Below are 14,521 nucleotides of genomic sequence, written 5' to 3'. Positions count from 1 at the left end.
CTGATGAGATGTCACATACTTACACTCTTTCCTGGAATGGTAACTCCAGTCCTTGATGAAAGCATTCTGAAAAGGGCACAGGCCAAGGGATTGTTAAATGTCAGGGTCATAAATATCAGGGATTTTACATTTGATAAACATCGTTCTGCTGATGATTATCCATACGGGGGAGGCGCCGGGATGGTTTTAAAGGCTGAACCTGTACTTAAGGCAGTGGATTTCATCAAAGAGGAGGACGAGGAGGACCTGCGTATACTCCTGATGTCTCCTCAGGGAAAGCGGTACAATCAGGGTATGGCATCAGAGTTAAGCAGGGAAGAGCGAAGGATTGTTTTTATATGTGGACATTATGAGGGGATAGATGAGCGTGTAAAAACATATTTGTCGCCTGAAGAGGTTTCAATTGGTGATTATGTGCTGACCGGTGGTGAGCTGGCAGCTCTGGTTATTATAGATTCTGTGGTGAGGTTAATACCTGGCGTGCTTGGTGACAGCGCCTCTGTGGAAGATGAGTCCTTTAATCAGCTTCTTGACTATCCACATTACACGAGACCGGCACAGTTGAGAGAAATGGATGTTCCTTCAATTCTCATATCCGGTAATCACGAAGTGATAAGACAATGGAGACGGCGGCAGGCGGTCGCCAATACTCTGATCAAACGTCCGGATATACTTGAGGGGGCGGTATTGTCAGATGAAGACATGAACATACTTAAAGAAATAAAGGAGGAGTCTGAGAAATGAATATTATTGAACGTATCGAAAAACAGCAGATTCAGAAAAGTATAGCGCCATTTAATATTGGTGATACAGTACAGGTACACGTCAAGGTTATAGAGGGTGACAGGGAGCGTACACAGATATTTGAGGGTCATATAATTGCAAGACGCGGTCGAAACAACAGAGAAACTATTACCGTCAGGAAGGTTTCATACGGTGTCGGAGTTGAACGCGTATTTCCAGTCTACTCCCCATATGTTCAGGATATTAAAATCCTGAAGAGCGGCAAGGTGCGCAGGGCAAAGCTATACTATATCAGAAAGAAAAAGGGGCGTGCCATGCGTATTACAGAAAAGGATACTATGACACGAGGTGCTGCAGCAGATCGTAAAAAGGCAGTCATTGCTGAGGAATAGTAACGGTGCCACCGTTACCGGACCTTTCATTTGAGATTGATGTATACGGGCAGGGTTTTACCCATATCGCAGGAATTGATGAGGCCGGAAGAGGATGTCTTGCCGGTCCTGTTGTGGCCTCCGCAGTCATATTCCAAGCAGGATATATAATTGATGGAGTAAATGATTCAAAGAAACTTTCTCATGTTAGAAGGAATTATCTATTTGATTTAATAAGAGCAAACGCCATCAGTATTGGGGTTGGGATAGTAGATAACATAGAGATTGACAAAATAAATATTTATAACGCAACTATAAATGCCATGAAAATGGCAGTGGAAGATCTTGTTATACATCCTGATTATCTACTTATAGACGCAGTACCAGTTAAAACCCTGCCAATACCTCAATTGTCCATAATTAAAGGGGACGCTTTAAGCTTTACTATTGCCTCAGCATCTATAATTGCAAAGGTCACAAGAGACAGACTTATGTGCCGGCACCATATATCATTTCCTGATTATAATTTCAGCGCTCATAAGGGTTATGGTACGAGAGAACATATTTCACGGCTGAGACAGTTTGGGCCATGTACTTTACACAGAAAGAGTTTTCTAAAAAAGATAATGAAGAGTGATCATTTATAATCCTCAGGCAGTGGGTAATGCCTGATCTCTGAACATGGTCAGGGCCCAGGTCCTTCAAATCCTCTGAATACAGGCCTGAGATATTTGATAGAGACAGAGTGGGTGCTGAAGAAGATGCGTCGCTTAAATAACAGGACAAAGGGCAGGCAGGGAGAGGAAAGGGCAGAAGAGTACCTTAAAACAAAAGGGTATAATATCATAGAAAGAAATTATTCGAATCGTTTTGGCGAAATAGACATTATAGCCCGGGATGGAAGTACCCTTGTTTTTATTGAGGTAAAGACAAGAAACAGCAGCTTGTATGGTTTTCCTGCAGATGCTGTAGATGCAAAAAAACAATCCCGTATCGGGAGGGTAGCATTATCTTATATCTCTGATAAGAAATTCACAAATCACCCTTGTCGTTTTGACGTATTGTCTATCCACGAAGACAGGATTGAGTTGTTTATGGATGCTTTTGACCTTCCGGATGATAGATTATGGTAACGGGAATAAACAGCGACGTCGAATACAGCGGGAAGGTATATCACATTCAGACGGAAGATGGAGGTATTAATAATCCTATTATACTGACCAGGATATTCAGTTCTGGTAAACTTGTAACTACCAGAAAGACAAGTTATGTCTACTTACTGGAAATGGATGATTTTAAAACTGTAGTGGAGAATTTAATGAATGAACAGCACAATGAAATGATTCAGGAAGTACATAACGGTAAGGTGGTATATTGATAAAGTTTAACAACATTTCAAAATATTATAATGGCAATCCTGTGTTAAAAGATTTTTCAGCCACTATTGAAAAGGGGGAGTTTGTATTTATTTGCGGTCCTACAGGTTCAGGTAAGAGCACATTACTGAAATTGCTCATGTGTATTGAGAAGGCTGATATTGGTGAAGTAATGTTTCAGGATGAAGACCTTTCTGTTATCAGAGAGTCTCGAATACCATATATAAGAAGAAAAATAGGATTAATATTCCAGGATGGAAGGCTCCTTTATAATAAGAATGTATTTGACAATATAGCCCTGGTACTGAAGATTTGCGGCCTTCATAAAAAGGAGATAGCATACAGGGTCAGTGAAGCGCTGAGATTAGTTGGCGTAAGCGATAAGATATATTCTTTTCCATCCACTCTCTCCGGAGGTGAACTGCAGAAGGTGGCTGCAGCGAGGGCAGTGGCAAACGATCCGATATTATTACTGGCTGATGAACCGGCAGGCAACCTGGATGAAGATAATGCTATTGAGATATACAATATTTTCAGTAAAATTAATCGTACAGGTACAACGGTAATTGCAGCAACACATAATTGCGAGATGGCCAGAAAGATGGGGAAAAGGATAATAACATTACCAGAATAACATGGAATGATTCAGTTTATGATTTTGTATAGTTTAAAAGAAGCTGTCAGTCAGATCAGATGTAACAAATACACTACTTTTTCCGCAGTAGGTATAATATCAATAATCCTGCTTGTTTTTGGATTATTCCTCCTGTCCCTGCATAATCTGAACATATTTACTGAAGTGATGAAGAGTGATATGGAAGTCATTGCATTTTCTTCAGGGCACGCATCTGATCAAACGCTTCAAGAGATCAAATCAGAGATCGAGGCTATGAAAGAAACAGAGGCTGTTGTCTTCATTTCAAAAGAAGATGCTATGGTAAAGTTTGCCAGGGAAATGAATAGTTTTCAGGGAGTAATAAAAGGCTTAACAGAGAATCCACTGCCTGATGCATTCAGGATAAAGATTGTCCCTGATGCCAGAACTCCTGATGATATGCGTAATCTGGCAGAGAAATTGTCGCATATGGAAGGTATCGAAGACGTTGAATACGGAAAAGAGTGGGTAGAGAGGCTTAATGCACTTTTGACAGCATTAAAAGTTTTGAGCCTTATTGTTGGAAGCGTAATGTTTTTATTGGTACTGTTTATAGTATCAAACGCAATAAAGCTTACTTTCCTCATGCGGAGGGATGAAATAGAGATAATGAAACTTGCCGGTGCAACCAGACTTTTTATAAGGATTCCATATATCCTGGAAGGCGGGATATTAGGGTTGATAAGCGCCAGCGCTTCAGTTGTCATGCTTTACGTGATCCATAATCTGATTATTTATAAAATACCGTCATCTGTATATTTATGGTTGGGTGGAATTGAGTTCAGTTTTATTTCATTGAAGGGTTTGATCGCAATTATTGTTACAGGCATTATTGCAGGTTGTTTCGGTAGTTGGACCTCCGTAGGAAGACTCACCGGGATAGCTTTATTTCTAATTTTATGTTTAAATATTACAAATGTGCCTGTTGTTGAGAGCAGGGACTTACAATCAACGGAAAAGGAGATCAGACAGAGCCAGCAGGAGTTATCTGATGTTGATAAGAAGATAAAGGAGAAGAAGAAGGCGACCCGGAAGGTGGCAGCGGAAGAGAAAAAAGTCAAGAGAAAACTCGGAGTAAAAGAAAAGGACCTTGGGAGCAAGAAAAAGGAGCTATATAAGGTCAGTAAGGATATCGCTCAGAAAAAAAAGGAGATAAAGACTGTCCATCAAACTGTTGAGTCATTATCATCTGAGCTGGATTCAAAAAAGATGGAATTATCCGGTTTTATTAAAGAGATATATAAGTCGAATATGTGGAGATACAGCGGTTCAGCCGAGATACTTCTCTCATCTACTGATTATAATGACTATAAGGTAAAGTTGAAATATCAGGACATGCTGTTAGGTGAGGCAGACCATATGATGAGCAGCCTGAGCGAAGATATCAGAGATTTAAACAATAATTTGCTGTCTTTAAACAAGCGGCAACAAACCCTTTTGGTTGAAAGGGGTAATATTGCTGAAGACAAGGTGATTATTGAACGGGATATCAGGCAAAATCGTCAGCAGCTTGTCAGCATTCAGAGGAAAAAGGCCGATTATGAAGAGGAGATAAAGAGACTCACTTCTGCCTCTGCGGCACTGAAAAAGCTGATTGCATCCTATGAAAAGGATCGCAGCAAGGACCTCCCTGCAGCCGGAACCGGTTTTGGTAAGAATAAGGGTCTGTTGACATGGCCTCTTGAAGGTGACGTTGTATCAGAATTCGGACGGCAGAAACACCCGGAGTTTGATGCGTACGTTTTCAAAAAGGGAATTGAGATAGCTGCCAGGGGATCAAAAGATATCAGGGCAGCATTTGACGGGGTTGTGGCTTATGCAGATTGGCTTCAGGGTTATGGGCTTACTCTTATTATTGATCATGGAAACAGCTATTACTCAATTTATGGTCACGCGTCAAGGATAAAGGTTTCAAGGGGTGGAAAAATCAGGAAAGGTCAGGTTGTTGCGGTTGCCGGAAAAGGTAATGTTGCAGAAAGGGATGGAATATATTTTGAGCTCAGGCATCTGGGAGAGGTGGTAGACCCCATTGCATGGCTTTCAAAAGGTTCAGGAGGATAACTGGTATGTCTAACAAAAAACAAAGGGTGAAAACAGGGGTTGTAGTAATAGTGCTTCTTCTCCTGGCTGGTGTATGGGTTACATTCGGCAAGGGAATGGGTAATCCAGTATTTGGCGGTGAGAGCTATGAGAATCTGAGGGTCTTTGCAGAGGCGCTCTCTCTTGTCGAAAAAAATTATGTTGATGAGATCACCACTAAGGATCTTGTCTATGGGGCAATAAAGGGTATGTTGTCAGAGCTGGATCCGCACACAAACTTCATGCCGCCGCAGAGTTACAAGGAGATGCAGGTTGATACCAAGGGCGAATTCGGGGGACTGGGTATACAGATCAGTATGAAGGATAAAAAGCTTGTAGTAATCGCCCCGATAGAAGACACTCCAGCGTGGAATGCGGGTATAAAGGCAGGAGATCATATATTTAAGATAGACGGCTCGCCGACAAAAGACCTTGAATTGGAAGGTGCGGTCAATAAAATGCGGGGGCCAAAGGATACCAAGGTTAACCTGACTATAATCAGGGAAGGCGAGAAAGAACCGCTTGAGTTCACAATTATAAGAGATATTATAAAAATTAAGAGTATTAAACACAAGTTGATAGAGGGAAATATTGGTTATGTACGTATTACTCAATTCCAGGAGAGGACAGGTGAAGATCTCAGAAAAGCTCTCGATGATCTGGAAAAACAGAATATAAAATCCCTTATCATTGATATGAGAAACAACCCGGGGGGATTGCTGAAGGTTGCAATCCAGGTTTCAGAGTTATTTCTTAAAGAAGGCAAACTAGTTGTGTCTGTAAAGGGCCGGAACGATGAGAAGGAGGAGTATCTGGCATCTGAGAGAAATGCACATGAGAATTATCCTATAGTTGTTCTTGTTAATGAAGGGAGCGCAAGTGCGTCTGAGATTGTAGCCGGGGCGCTTCAGGATTGGGAGAGGGCAGTTGTACTTGGAACACAGACATTCGGTAAGGGTTCGGTTCAGACGGTATTTACACTCAGTGACGGTTCAGGTATGAGGCTTACGACTGCAAAGTACTACACGCCTAAAGGCACATCAATACAGAATACCGGAATAACTCCGGACATTGTAGTCAAGCCTACTTCAGACAAGGAGGCTATGGAGAGAAAGTTTATCAGGGAAAAAGACCTGAAGAAGCACCTGAAGAATGACACAATTGACGAAGAGGAAGAAAAGGCTGTTGAGCCTGTTGGGAAGGATAAGGGGGATGGTGATAAGGTGACGGAGCCTGTGGATACAGAAGGTGCTGTGGAAAAACAGGATGTGCAGCTGCAAAGGGCAGTTGATTTATTAAAAGGGTGGAATATATTCAAGGGCATAATGCCTTCACAGAAACAATCAAAGACCGACCAGTAAGGGATGATGGACAACGAAAGGTTGAGAAATGAAAGGAGACTACTCTTATGGGAAACGTAAGTGCGGTAACAAAAGACACATGGGAAGCAGAGGTATTACAGGCAAAAGGCCTGGTCGTCGTGGATTTCTGGGCAGTATGGTGTGGTCCCTGCAGAATGGTCTCACCTATAGTAGACGAGCTGGCAAAGGATTATGAAGGAAAGGCTAAGATAGTTAAATTGAATACCGATGAAAATCCGGAGATAGCCAGCCGCTATCAGATTATGGGTATTCCTACAATTATGTTTTTTAAGGACGGTCAGGGTGTTGATAAACTGGTAGGGGCTCTTTCTAAAACACAATATAAGGAAAAGATAGAATCACTGCTGGCTGCCTGATTAAATTCCTGAGACCAAATGCTGAGGGCGTTGAGGATCAAAGACCTTGCCATTATTGATGAACTTGATCTTGAGTTCACTATGGGCTTTACCGTATTTTCAGGTGAAACCGGGGCTGGCAAGTCAATTATTGTAGACGCACTGGATTTGATTACAGGTGGAAGAGGTTCATCTGATATAGTGCGTGATGGTTGTGATGAAACTGTCATTGAGGGAATTTTCGATAGTATAAATAAAGACCTTCATAAGGAGAAGTTACGTAAGTATGGGATAGATGATAATGGCAATGAACTGCTTGTAAAACGCAGCATAAGCAGGAGTGGAAGAAACAGGTTATTTATAAATGGAAGCCTCTCCACCTTGTCGGTACTTAACGATGTATGCAGTGAGCTTATTGACATTCATGGCCAGCATGAACATCAGACACTGCTTAGAAAAGAGTCGCACAGCGGCTATCTGGACGCCTTTGGCAAGCTGACTGATCTCAGGATGAGGGTTGCTGACAGGTATGCGGTCCTTAATGATCTTCAGAAACACCTCAATAAGCTGACAGAAGAGATTAACCTGAAAAAGGAAAGAGAAGAGCTTATAAGATTTCAACTGTCCGAGATAAAAGGCGCTTCACTTAAACCAGGTGAAGACGTTGAGCTCGAAGGTGAACAGGTAATTCTAAGCAATTCGCAAAATCTTTCTTCATTAAGTCATGATGCATACGGCATTCTCTATGAAAACGATGATTCAGCGATTACCTTGATGCGTAAGGCAGAGAATTTGTTATCGGAGATAGCAGGTATTGATCCATGCATGAATGAGGCAGCTGATATGGTCAGTAGCTCTAAGGTAAACATTAAAGAGGCTGCTGATATTATCAGGAGATTTATGGACAAGATCAGACATGATCCGGAGAGATTAGAGAGGGTAAATGAACGTATATATTTTATTGACAGGTTAAAGAAAAAATATGTCAGGACTATTGAGGACATTCTGCTGTTGCAGGAGACGCTGGAAAAAGATTTAACGAGCATAGGGTCACTGGATCACGATGTGACAGTTCTCATGAGAGAAATTGAAAAAGTACATAATGAAGTACGGACGCTTGCGGATGAACTATCGGAATTGAGGCGAAGCGCTGCCGTCAGATTTGAGAGTGATGTTATGAGTGAATTGTCAAATCTCTCTATGGACAAGATTAAATTTGTTGTAAAATTCGAGCCAGTGCCCTTATCGCAGGATGGAGTTGATGCAGTTGAATTTCTGATCGCAAATATGAATGAAGAGCCGAAGCAATTAACCAAGGTGGCGTCGGGTGGGGAGCTGTCAAGAATACTCCTGGCTATCAAGAGCAGGCTGAATTCTACGGATAGTGTGCCGACGCTGATATTTGATGAGGTTGATGCGGGAATTGGAGGCAGGGTCGCTGAAGAGGTCGGCAGAAGGCTTAAATCCTTGTCTAAGGATAATCAGCTGTTTTGTGTTACTCACCTTCCTCAAATTGCTGCTATGGCTGATAACCATTATCATGTTGAGAAGGTCTTCACTGGAGACAGAGTAGTAACAAGGGTAAGGCGGTTGGACAGGATGGAAAGGATCTACGAAATCAGCCGGATGCTGGGAGGAAGTGATCAGAATGAAACTGCATTCAAATATGCCGAGGAGATGCTGGATCGGGTTGAAAAAGGTAATGAGAAGGAAACGGCAAAATACAAGAGATGCTCGCAGCATTAAAAAAAGAGATCAGGCATCAGGTGTTGAAAAGGCGTGACAGTCTGTCCACTGAAGAGAGGATCAATCTCAGCCGTAATATCTGCAATAATCTTCTGCAGCTGAATGAATTTGAAAGGGCTAAAATAATCCACTTCTTTATGACAACAAAGAGCGAGGTCATTACTGAGGAGGCTGTCCGCAGGTCTTTGTTTCTTGGGAAGGATGTTGTGGTACCCGTTGTTGACAAGACGCACAGACGAATCATTCTTTCTAAGTTATCAGATTATGACAATGAACTGGGGATGAAGGACCATGGCATACATGAACCAAAAACTGAATTCATCAGGCATGTAAATTTGTGTGATGTAGACCTTATGGTTCTTCCCGGTGTTGCATTTGATAAATCAGGTCACAGGCTTGGTTATGGCGCCGGATACTACGATAGATTACTTGAAGATAGACATACAAGACCTTTTCTTGCGGCCCTTGCGTTTGAGCTTCAGATAGTTGATATGATTCCTGTTGAGGGGCATGATGTAAAGGTTGATATAATAGTTACAGAGGAGCGTGTAATTAGATGTTAGAATGGAAAAGGATTAGTCTATGACAGCAAAGATTATAGATGGTAAGGCCGTAGCAAAGCACTTCAGAGAGAATATCGCAAAAGAGGTTGAACACCTGAAACATGAGGGAATATACCCCGGGCTTGCAGTTGTCCTTGTTGGAAACAATCCTGCCTCTATGGTTTATGTAAGGAATAAAGGTGAGGCATGCCGAACAACAGGTATCCACTCGGAAGAACACAGGCTGCCGGAAGATACGTCAGAGTCTGAGTTAATAACGCTTATTAAGAAGCTCAATAATGACAGCCGGATTCACGGCATATTGGTTCAGCTTCCGCTGCCTGAACGAATTAATAAAGAAAAGATCCTGAAGGCCATTTCCCCTGAAAAGGATGTGGACGGTTTTCATGAAATAAATATGGGGAGGCTCATGTCGGGTCTTGATGGACTTGTGCCGTGCACACCGCTTGGCATTATTAAACTTCTTGATCATTACCATATTCCAGTTGAGGGGAAACACGCTGTTATTGTTGGAAGAAGCAATATTGTCGGCAAGCCTGTTGCCCTTATGCTTCTGCAGAGGAATGCAACTGTTACCATTTGTCATACCAGGACAAAAAATATGTCAGAGGTTTGCAGGCTTGCTGATATTTTGATAGCGGCAGCCGGACGTGTTCAAATGATCTCCGGTGATATGATCAAAGAAGGTGCAGTTGTTATTGATGTTGGGATTAACAGACTCGATAGTGGCAGGCTGGCCGGAGACGTGGATTTTGCAAGTGCATCCGAAAAGGCATCATGGATTACTCCGGTACCTGGCGGTGTAGGACCAATGACCATTGCCATGCTGCTTTATAACACGGTAAAGGCAGCTAAACATAGCTCCCGTCAGCATATAGTGGCTGATAAATAATGATAAGATACACCCTTGTGAAAGTTTGGGGTAATAGTGTGGGTGGGCATTAAATTTGAAAATTAGTAATCTCTTACAAAGTAAATCACCTGTCTTCTCCTTAGAGTTTTTCCCTCCTAAAAATCCGGATGGCGAGAGGAAACTTTATGATACTATCAGGAACCTGCGTCACTTAAATCCCGCATTTGTATCAGTCACCTACGGCGCAGGAGGAAGTACAAGGGAGAAGACTGTTGACCTTGTTATCAGGATTAAACATGAGTTGGGAATTGAGCCAATGGCGCACCTCACATGTGTTAACAGCTCTGAGACAGAGATTAACACCATATTGACAAGATTACAGGAAAGAGGAATTGATAACATCCTTGCCCTTCGCGGAGATATTCCCGGTCAGGAGGGGCACGATATTAGGAATGAGGCATTTCATCATGCAAATGAGCTCATTGGACATATCCGAAAGAATTACGATTTCTGCCTTGGTGCCGCAGCATTTCCTGAAGGTCATAAAGAAAGCATGACACTTCAGGAAGATACGAGTTGCATGAAGATGAAGGCGGAGGCCGGGGCAGATTTTTTTATAACTCAGCTTTTCTTTGATAATCAATACTACTTCAAGTTAATAGAACGCACACAGCAGGCAGGTCTGAATCTGCCGATAATACCCGGTATTATGCCCATCACGAGTATTGATCAGATTGAGCGATTCACATCTCTGTGCGGTGCAACGATACCGGATGATTTAATAACTCAGCTTGAGTCAGTAAAAGAAAATCCTGCTGCTGTAATGGACATAGGTGTCAGACATGCAGCAGATCAATGCAGGGATCTTCTAAAAAACGGAGTTCCCGGCATTCACTTCTACACTCTTAACCGCTCTCCGGCCACTATAGCTATCCTGAAAGAGTTACAGGGGTAATATACAGCTGTGAGTAAAAAGCAAAGTGAAAAATAAAGTTACAGTACCTGACATTATCAGCAGAAAAAATGGAGGCAGGAAGATCACCATGCTTACTGCCTACGATTTCTTATTTGCCCGGCTTATTGATGAGGCAGGGATTGATATAATCCTTGTCGGAGACTCACTTGGCACTGTGATTCAGGGCCATCCTACAACTTTACCGGTTACAATGGATGAAATGATATACCATACGGAGATCGTAAGCAGGGCTGTTGAGAATGCCCTTGTTGTCGGAGACATGCCTTTTATGTCATATCAGGTGTCCGTGCATGATGCAGTGAATAATGCCGGCAGATTTCTTAAAGAAGGATCGGCATCGGCGGTCAAGATTGAAGGAGGGTCTGCTGTTATAGATAAGATCAGGGCAATAATTGCATCAGGAATACCGGTTATGGGACATGTGGGTCTTCTGCCCCAGTCAATCCATCATATGGGCGGTTATAAGGTTCAGGGTAAAGATGATTCAGCTGCCGAGAGGATCCTCAGTGAGTCATTATTGCTCGAGGAGGCAGGGGTTTTTGCTGTAGTCCTTGAAGGCATCCCGGCAGGTCTTGCATCCAGGATATCTGACACACTTTCCATACCTGCTATTGGCATTGGAGCCGGAAGTCATTGTGACGGACAGGTGCTCGTCATACATGATCTTCTTGGTTTAACACCGCAGCCTGTCCCAAAATTTGTCAGGCAATATGCCGCAATGAGGGAGATCTGCGCAGATGCGGTTAGACGTTTTAAAGATGATGTCGAAAGTGCCAATTTCCCTTCTGAAATCGAAAGCTACTGAGAAGCTTACCCTGAAAATGCGTAACCATTTTGCGAGCTGCAATGCATGGTTCAGGTTGACGGACCATGAGTGGCATTGCTCACTGCAGTCTGCTGTGTTAAACTCTGCTCATGATATCACCTTCTATCATAGATCATTTACGGCGTGAGCTGGGAAATGACATAGTCAGGACTGACAAAGAACATATGATCTGCTACTCATATGATGCTACCAGGATTGAGAGACTTCCGGATGTTCTCCTGATGCCTGGAACAGATGCAGAAGTATCGTTGATCCTAAAAATAGCAAATAGTGAAAAGATTCCGGTTATACCAAGAGGCGCAGGAAGCGGATTTGCTGGAGGAGCTGTGCCTGTTCAGGGAGGAATAATCCTCTCATTGCAGCGAATGGACAAAATACTTGAGGTTAACAGAGACGATTTTTACATTGTTGCAGAACCAGGTGTTATTACAAGAAATATACAAAAGGCTGTTGAGGCAGAGGGACTGTTCTATCCACCTGACCCATCGAGCGTGAATTTCTGTACGATAGGTGGAAATATCTCAACATGCGCAGGTGGCGCCAGGGGTGTCAAGTATGGTACAACCAAGGACTATGTAATGGGACTTGAGGCAGTATTGCCGGCCGGAGATATTATTTTTACAGGAACAAGGGCGCCGCGTAGTGTAGCAGGATATGACCTCACAAGACTTCTCGTTGGCTCTGAAGGAACCCTCGGGGTTATTACCAAGGCCATCCTGAAGCTTATTCCCCTGCCGGAGAATACAATCACAGTTGCAGCAGTCTTTGGTTCAATCCATGATGCAATTTCTGCTATTGATCATATAATTTTATCAGGAATAAGGCCATCCGTGATCGAATTCATGGACAAGGCTTCAATGGGTGTTGTCAGGGACTTGCTTCCGGAATCGGTAAGGGAAAAAGGAGAGGCAATGGTGATTTCCGAAGTTGACGGCCCTGAAACGATTACGCAGGATGGTTTAATCAGGATTGGGGACATATGCAGGAAATCAGGAGCAGTAATAATATCAACAGCGACTAATAAACAGGACAGGGAAAAACTCTGGACGGCACGCAGGTCAGTTTCTCCGGCACTGTATAAAATTAACCCGACCAAGATTAATGAGGACATTGTGGTCCCGCGCAGTAAACTTACTGAATTGATGATTGAGATTGATCGGATTTCATCAACTTATAAAATACAAATTGTCTCCTTTGGCCATGCTGGAGACGGTAACCTTCACATCAATGTAATGACAGATGATAAAAATGCAGAGGAGTTTAAACGTGCCAGGAAGGCGATACGCGAGTTGTTTGACGTCACTTTACGCCTCAGCGGCAGTATCTCGGGCGAACATGGCATAGGGATGACAAAGGCCCCATTTCTTCCCATGGAAGTCGGCGATAAGGCAATAGACATTATGAAGGGGATAAAAAACACCTTCGATCCAAACAATATCCTTAACCCGGGAAAGTTATGGCCATAATATTGTATTCTATGGTAGAAACAGCGCCTGATTCTTAAATTGTCATGTACAATAATCCAATTCAAGCGATGATAGGAAAGAAGGTAAAGGTAATAGCCGATAATATTGCTTACTCAGGGCTGTTAATTGAGTTGTCCGACACTTCTCTGGAATTAAAGTGTGAGGTTCAGTGGATAACAATTCCAATAGATATTATAAGCTCTATTGAGGCAGATGAGTAGATTATTACTGTTTACTCCCCTTGAAGAATTCGACTGTGTTTGAGAGCCCTGTCTTAAGATCTACAGAAGGTTCCCACTCCATCGTCTTTTTAATCTTGTCATAACTCAGACAGCTCCTCATCTGCTCACCTTTTTTTGCAGGTCCATGCATCTCCCGCACATTACTCCCTGTAATTTCGACAAGCATCCTGAAGAGTTCATTAACAGTTGTCTCAATGCCGGTACCGACATTAAAAACATCATTTTCATTTTTTTCTATGGCACGCATTACTGCATCAACAACATCTTCAACATATACATAATCCCGAGTCTGCATGCCATTTCCGTTAATCAGAGGCTGGTCATTTTTAAGCATTTTTTTTGTGAATATGGCAACAACTCCTGCCTCACCGAACGGGTCCTGCCTTGGTCCGTAAACATTTGCAAATCTCAGCGCCACATATTTTAATCCATACATTATCTGATAAAAAAAGAGATAATGTTCACCTGTTAATTTACTAATGCCATAAGGGCTGACAGGACTTGCCTTGTGATCCTCTACAGTAGGGTAGGGGCCGCCCTCTCCGTATATAGCCCCGCCTGTTGACGAAAATATCACCTTCCTTGCGCCATGACGGACGGCGTACTCAAGGAGGTTGATCATGCCAATAATGTTAGTCTTTGCATCAAATGCAGGGTCAGCGACAGATCTCCTCACATCCATCTGAGCTGCCAGATGGCAGATTACCTCAGGTTTTTCCTTCTTGATTACCTTCTCAATCCTCGGGTTTTCTATATCGAGCTTAAAGAATTCCGCATTCTTATTTAAGTTCTCAGACTTGCCTGTTGACAGATTATCTAAAACAGACACCTGATGGCCTTCAGATAAAAGTCTGTCAACTATATGAGAACCAATGAACCCGGCTCCGCCTGTAACAAGTACGCGCAT

General features: G+C 42.7%; 17 protein-coding genes. 16 read left to right on the top strand and 1 reads right to left on the bottom strand.

The features are described 5' to 3' along the window. Positions 1-3: 3 nt before the first annotated feature. The 16 genes from trmD to IT392_03365 all read left to right on the top strand — a co-directional run bounded on the left by trmD (position 4) and on the right by IT392_03365 (position 13,593). Positions 4-744, top strand: coding sequence for a tRNA (guanosine(37)-N1)-methyltransferase TrmD (gene trmD, locus IT392_03440; GenBank protein ID MCC6543539.1), 741 nt, complete (start codon positions 4-6; stop codon positions 742-744). Further along, positions 741-1,136 carry a 50S ribosomal protein L19 gene (gene rplS, locus IT392_03435; GenBank protein ID MCC6543538.1) on the top strand — a complete coding sequence of 132 codons (396 nt, stop codon included), beginning with the start codon at positions 741-743 and terminating at the stop codon, positions 1,134-1,136. The genes trmD and rplS overlap by 4 nt, the downstream gene beginning before the upstream one ends. Positions 1,137-1,141: 5 nt before the next feature. Continuing rightward, on the top strand, positions 1,142-1,762 hold the full coding sequence (locus IT392_03430; protein ID MCC6543537.1) for a ribonuclease HII: 621 nt from the start codon (positions 1,142-1,144) through the stop codon (positions 1,760-1,762). 114 nt (positions 1,763-1,876) lie between these two features. Further along, positions 1,877-2,248: a YraN family protein gene (locus IT392_03425; GenBank protein MCC6543536.1), complete on the top strand. Its 372-nt coding sequence runs from the start codon at positions 1,877-1,879 to the stop codon at positions 2,246-2,248. Continuing rightward, positions 2,242-2,493: a hypothetical protein gene (locus IT392_03420; GenBank protein MCC6543535.1), complete on the top strand. Its 252-nt coding sequence runs from the start codon at positions 2,242-2,244 to the stop codon at positions 2,491-2,493. The genes IT392_03425 and IT392_03420 overlap by 7 nt, the downstream gene beginning before the upstream one ends. Next, positions 2,490-3,125 carry an ATP-binding cassette domain-containing protein gene (locus IT392_03415; protein ID MCC6543534.1) on the top strand — a complete coding sequence of 212 codons (636 nt, stop codon included), beginning with the start codon at positions 2,490-2,492 and terminating at the stop codon, positions 3,123-3,125. Before IT392_03420 ends, IT392_03415 begins: the two co-directional genes overlap by 4 nt. Positions 3,126-3,143: 18 nt before the next feature. After that, a complete protein-coding gene (locus IT392_03410; GenBank protein MCC6543533.1) occupies positions 3,144-5,207 on the top strand; it encodes a peptidoglycan DD-metalloendopeptidase family protein in 2,064 nt (687 codons plus the stop codon). 5 nt (positions 5,208-5,212) lie between these two features. Continuing rightward, positions 5,213-6,586 (top strand): S41 family peptidase, encoded by a 1,374-nt coding sequence (locus IT392_03405; protein MCC6543532.1) that lies wholly within the window; start codon positions 5,213-5,215, stop codon positions 6,584-6,586. A 47-nt stretch (positions 6,587-6,633) separates the two neighbouring features. Further along, on the top strand, positions 6,634-6,963 hold the full coding sequence (trxA, locus tag IT392_03400; GenBank protein MCC6543531.1) for a thioredoxin: 330 nt from the start codon (positions 6,634-6,636) through the stop codon (positions 6,961-6,963). Positions 6,964-6,981: 18 nt separating this feature from the next. Continuing rightward, the gene (recN, locus tag IT392_03395) at positions 6,982-8,688 is read left to right on the top strand and encodes a DNA repair protein RecN (GenBank protein ID MCC6543530.1); all 1,707 of its coding nucleotides are present in this window, start codon (positions 6,982-6,984) and stop codon (positions 8,686-8,688) included. Continuing rightward, positions 8,673-9,251 carry a 5-formyltetrahydrofolate cyclo-ligase gene (locus IT392_03390; protein ID MCC6543529.1) on the top strand — a complete coding sequence of 193 codons (579 nt, stop codon included), beginning with the start codon at positions 8,673-8,675 and terminating at the stop codon, positions 9,249-9,251. The genes recN and IT392_03390 overlap by 16 nt, the downstream gene beginning before the upstream one ends. Positions 9,252-9,270: 19 nt before the next feature. Further along, positions 9,271-10,143, top strand: a complete 873-nt coding sequence (gene folD / locus IT392_03385; GenBank protein ID MCC6543528.1) for a bifunctional methylenetetrahydrofolate dehydrogenase/methenyltetrahydrofolate cyclohydrolase FolD — start codon at positions 9,271-9,273, stop codon at positions 10,141-10,143. A gap of 55 nt (positions 10,144-10,198) precedes the next feature. After that, entirely contained in the window at positions 10,199-11,059 is an 861-nt protein-coding gene (metF, locus tag IT392_03380; protein MCC6543527.1) for a methylenetetrahydrofolate reductase [NAD(P)H], read from the top strand. A 25-nt stretch (positions 11,060-11,084) separates the two neighbouring features. Next, the gene (panB, locus tag IT392_03375) at positions 11,085-11,885 is read left to right on the top strand and encodes a 3-methyl-2-oxobutanoate hydroxymethyltransferase (protein ID MCC6543526.1); all 801 of its coding nucleotides are present in this window, start codon (positions 11,085-11,087) and stop codon (positions 11,883-11,885) included. A gap of 110 nt (positions 11,886-11,995) precedes the next feature. Then, on the top strand, positions 11,996-13,372 hold the full coding sequence (locus tag IT392_03370) for an FAD-binding protein (protein ID MCC6543525.1): 1,377 nt from the start codon (positions 11,996-11,998) through the stop codon (positions 13,370-13,372). Positions 13,373-13,416: 44 nt separating this feature from the next. Continuing rightward, the gene (locus tag IT392_03365; protein MCC6543524.1) at positions 13,417-13,593 is read left to right on the top strand and encodes a hypothetical protein; all 177 of its coding nucleotides are present in this window, start codon (positions 13,417-13,419) and stop codon (positions 13,591-13,593) included. Between the two features lie 4 nt (positions 13,594-13,597). Here IT392_03365 and IT392_03360 read toward each other — a convergent pair whose 3' ends face one another. Then, positions 13,598-14,521, bottom strand: coding sequence for an NAD-dependent epimerase/dehydratase family protein (locus IT392_03360; GenBank protein MCC6543523.1), 924 nt, complete (start codon positions 14,519-14,521; stop codon positions 13,598-13,600).

Source organism: Nitrospirota bacterium, assembly GCA_020846775.1.
In the GTDB taxonomy this organism is placed as follows: domain Bacteria; phylum Nitrospirota; class 9FT-COMBO-42-15; order HDB-SIOI813; family HDB-SIOI813; genus RBG-16-43-11.
Note: the sequence above shows the minus strand (reverse complement) of the source record. Positions and strands in the feature narration are given on the sequence as shown.

What these genes read in the sequence shown, in the direction of transcription:
- IT392_03405 (MCC6543532.1), top strand. Translation starts at nt 5,213, where the DNA reads ATGTCTAACAAAAAACAAAGGGTGAAAACAGGGGTTGTAGTAATAGTG.
- trmD (MCC6543539.1), top strand. Translation starts at nt 4, where the DNA reads ATGAGATGTCACATACTTACACTCTTTCCTGGAATGGTAACTCCAGTC.
- folD (MCC6543528.1), top strand. Translation starts at nt 9,271, where the DNA reads ATGACAGCAAAGATTATAGATGGTAAGGCCGTAGCAAAGCACTTCAGA.
- rplS (MCC6543538.1), top strand. Translation starts at nt 741, where the DNA reads ATGAATATTATTGAACGTATCGAAAAACAGCAGATTCAGAAAAGTATA.
- IT392_03420 (MCC6543535.1), top strand. Translation starts at nt 2,242, where the DNA reads ATGGTAACGGGAATAAACAGCGACGTCGAATACAGCGGGAAGGTATAT.
- IT392_03410 (MCC6543533.1), top strand. Translation starts at nt 3,144, where the DNA reads ATGATTTTGTATAGTTTAAAAGAAGCTGTCAGTCAGATCAGATGTAAC.
- IT392_03425 (MCC6543536.1), top strand. Translation starts at nt 1,877, where the DNA reads ATGCGTCGCTTAAATAACAGGACAAAGGGCAGGCAGGGAGAGGAAAGG.
- IT392_03360 (MCC6543523.1), bottom strand. Translation starts at nt 14,521, where the DNA reads ATGCGCGTACTTGTTACAGGCGGAGCCGGGTTCATTGGTTCTCATATA.
- IT392_03365 (MCC6543524.1), top strand. Translation starts at nt 13,417, where the DNA reads ATGTACAATAATCCAATTCAAGCGATGATAGGAAAGAAGGTAAAGGTA.
- recN (MCC6543530.1), top strand. Translation starts at nt 6,982, where the DNA reads ATGCTGAGGGCGTTGAGGATCAAAGACCTTGCCATTATTGATGAACTT.
- IT392_03370 (MCC6543525.1), top strand. Translation starts at nt 11,996, where the DNA reads ATGATATCACCTTCTATCATAGATCATTTACGGCGTGAGCTGGGAAAT.
- IT392_03390 (MCC6543529.1), top strand. Translation starts at nt 8,673, where the DNA reads ATGCTCGCAGCATTAAAAAAAGAGATCAGGCATCAGGTGTTGAAAAGG.
- trxA (MCC6543531.1), top strand. Translation starts at nt 6,634, where the DNA reads ATGGGAAACGTAAGTGCGGTAACAAAAGACACATGGGAAGCAGAGGTA.